3 protein-coding genes are annotated in these 3238 nt (G+C 70.7%); all 3 read left to right on the top strand.

Annotation, left to right across the window (positions count from 1 at the left end; all coding sequences use genetic code 11):
* Nucleotides 1–37: 37 nt before the first annotated feature.
* From ACFU6K_RS34815 to ACFU6K_RS34805, 3 genes are read left to right on the top strand one after another with little or no spacing between them, the layout of a single operon-like run.
* On the top strand, nucleotides 38–1048 hold the full coding sequence (locus tag ACFU6K_RS34815; protein WP_380669980.1) for an ABC transporter permease: 1011 nt from the start codon (nucleotides 38–40) through the stop codon (nucleotides 1046–1048).
* Nucleotides 1045–2115, top strand: a complete 1071-nt coding sequence (locus tag ACFU6K_RS34810; RefSeq protein WP_380669978.1) for an ABC transporter ATP-binding protein — start codon at nucleotides 1045–1047, stop codon at nucleotides 2113–2115. Before ACFU6K_RS34815 ends, ACFU6K_RS34810 begins: the two co-directional genes overlap by 4 nt.
* A gap of 34 nt (nucleotides 2116–2149) precedes the next feature.
* Nucleotides 2150–3214, top strand: a complete 1065-nt coding sequence (locus ACFU6K_RS34805; protein ID WP_380669976.1) for an ABC transporter ATP-binding protein — start codon at nucleotides 2150–2152, stop codon at nucleotides 3212–3214.
* Nucleotides 3215–3238: the final 24 nt, after the last annotated feature.

Here is a 3238-nt window from a genome sequence, read left to right as displayed (position 1 = left end):
GATCCCGGACGGCGGCGGCCGCCGGAGCCGCCCAACTGTGTTTGCCTACATCATCCGCAGGATCTTCGCGGCGGCGATTTTGCTGCTGGTCGTCAGCGCGGTCACCTTCGCGATCTTCTTCCTGCTCCCGCGCCTCGCGGGCGAGACGGCCGACCAACTGGCCGCCCAGTACATCGGGAAGACCCCGTCGCCGGAAGCGATCGCGGCGGTCAAGCAGAACCTCGGCCTCGACCAGCCGCTGTACACCCAGTACTGGAACTTCCTCAAGGGGCTGGTCAGCGGCGCCGAGTACCACTTCGGGCCGGAACCGGCCACCTGTCACGTGCCCTGCTTCGGCTACTCCTTCAAGAACCACCTGGAGGTCTGGCCCGAGCTGACCAAGCGGATCCCGACCACCATCTCGCTCGCCGCCGGCGCGGCGGTGCTCTGGCTGGTCTCCGGCGTCGCCACCGGCGTCGTCTCCGCCCTGAAGCCGCGCTCGATCTTCGACCGGCTCTCCATGGGCGTCGCGCTCGCCGGCGTCTCGCTGCCGGTCTTCTTCACCGGCGCGCTGCTGCTCACGCTGTTCAGCTACGAGTGGCCGATCCTGGACAACCTGCACTACGTCGACTTCACCGACAACCCGCTGATGTGGGCCCGCAACCTGATCCTGCCGTGGATCTCGCTGGCCTTCCTCTACTCCGCGCTCTACGCCCGGCTCACCCGCGCCGGGATGCTGGAGACCATGAGCGAGGACTACATCCGCACCGCCCGGGCCAAGGGTCTGGTCGAGCGCAAGGTCGTCGCCCGACACGGGCTGCGCGCCGCGCTCACCCCGATCGTCACGATCTTCGGCATGGACCTCGGGCTGCTGCTCGGCGGCGCGCTGATCACCGAGCAGGTCTTCTCGCTCCAGGGCGTCGGCCAGTTCGCCGTCCAGGCGATCTCCGACAACGACCTGCCCAAGATCCTCGGCGTCACCCTGCTCGCCGCCTTCTTCATCGTCGCCTGCAACCTCGTGGTCGACCTCCTGTACGCCCTCGTCGACCCCCGGGTGAGGCTCTCGTGACCGACCTCCAGAAGAACCCGGCGGGCGCCGGGCCGGCCCCGACCGGCGATCCCTTCCTCTCCGTGCGCGACCTGCGGATCCACTTCGACACCGACGACGGCCTGGTCCGCTCGGTGGACGGGGTCAGCTTCGACCTGCACAAGGGGCGCACCCTCGGCATCGTCGGCGAGTCCGGCTCCGGCAAGTCCGTCACCTCGCTGGGCATCATGGGCCTGCACCGCTCCAAGCGGGCCCGGATCAGCGGCGAGATCCGGCTGAACGGCGAGGACCTGATCGCGGCCGGCCCGGACCGGGTGCGCCAACTGCGGGGCCGCGAACTGGCGATGATCTTCCAGGACCCGCTGACCGCGATGCACCCCTACTACACGGTGGGGCAGCAGATCGTCGAGGCCTACCGGGTGCACCACCCCCAGGCCACCAGGAAGCAGGCCCGGACCCGCGCGGTCGAGATGCTCGACCGGGTCGGCATCCCGCAGCCGGACCGCCGGGTGGACGACTACCCGCACCAGTTCTCCGGCGGCATGCGCCAGCGCGCGATGATCGCCATGGCGCTGGTCAACGACCCCTCGCTGCTGATCGCCGACGAGCCCACCACCGCCCTGGACGTCACCGTCCAGGCGCAGATCCTGGACCTCATCCGCGACCTCCAGGAGGAGTTCGGCTCCGCGGTCATCATCATCACCCACGACCTCGGGGTGGTCGCCGAACTCGCCGACGACATCCTGGTCATGTACGGCGGCAAGTGCGTCGAGCGCGGCCCGGCCGAGACCCTCTTCGACGCGCCCGAACACCCGTACACCTGGGGCCTGCTGGGCTCGATGCCGCGACTGGACCGGGAGCTCCAGGACCGGCTGGTGCCGGTCAAGGGCACCCCGCCCAGCCTGATCAACGTGCCGTCCGGCTGCGCCTTCCACCCGCGCTGCCCGTACGCGGACCTGACCGACGGGCGCTCCACGAGCGAGGTCCCGGCACTGGCCGAGGCCGTGCCCGGGCACTTCGCGGCCTGCCACCTGGCGGCCGACGAGCGGCACCGCATCTTCGCCGAAGAGATCGCGCCCCGGCTGTGAGCCCGGCCTCGTACCACCTTTCTGGAGAGAACCGATGACGGACACTCAGGCGGCTCCGACCCCGCGGTCGGCACCCGCCCCCGGCCGTGAGCCGCTGCTGAAGGTGGCCGGCCTGACCCGGCACTTCCCGATCCGCGGCGGGCTGCTGCGGCGCCAGACCGGCGCGGTGCGGGCCGTCGACGGCATCGACTTCACGGTCAACGCCGGCGAGACGCTGGGCGTCGTGGGCGAGTCCGGCTGCGGCAAGTCGACCATGGGGCGACTGGTCACCCGGCTCGACGAACCGACCGGCGGGACCATCGAGTTCGAGGGCACCGACATCAGCCACCTGAGCGTCGGGGCGATGCGGCCGCTGCGCCGCGACATCCAGATGATCTTCCAGGACCCGTACTCCTCGCTGAACCCCCGGCACACCGTCGGCACCATCGTCGGCGCGCCGTTCCGGCTCCAGAACGCGGTGCCCGAGGGCGGCCTCAAGAAGGCCGTCCAGGACCTGCTGGAGCTGTGCGGGCTCAGCCCCGAGCACTACAACCGCTACCCGCACGAGTTCTCCGGCGGCCAGCGCCAGCGCATCGGCATCGCCCGGGCGCTCGCACTGAAGCCGAAGATGATCATCGCGGACGAGCCGGTCTCCGCGCTGGACGTCTCGATCCAGGCGCAGGTGGTCAACCTGCTGGACGACCTCCAGCAGGAGCTCGGGCTGACCTACCTGATCATCGCGCACGACCTCTCGGTGGTTCGGCACGTCTCGGACCGGGTCGCGGTGATGTACCTCGGCAAGATCGTGGAGATCGCCGACCGGGACTCGCTCTACCGCAGCCCGATGCACCCGTACACCAGCGCGCTGATGTCCGCCGTGCCCGTCCCGGACCCGCGCCGCCGCCAGCGCGCGGGCCGCGACCGGATCCTGCTCAAGGGCGACGTCCCCTCGCCGATCAACCCGCCCAGCGGCTGCCGCTTCCGCACCCGGTGCTGGAAGGCGCAGGACGTGTGCGCGAGCCAGGAGCCGCCGCTGGTGGCGCTCAAGACCGGGCACCAGGTGGCGTGCCACTTCCCGGAGAACGCTCCGGGGAGCGCCCCGGCCGACGCCACGGCCTGAGGTCCCCGCACAGACGCGAGAGGC

The sequence above is a fragment of the Kitasatospora sp. NPDC057512 genome, from assembly GCF_042802135.1.
Taxonomy (GTDB): domain Bacteria; phylum Actinomycetota; class Actinomycetes; order Streptomycetales; family Streptomycetaceae; genus Kitasatospora.
Note: the sequence above shows the minus strand (reverse complement) of the source record. Positions and strands in the feature narration are given on the sequence as shown.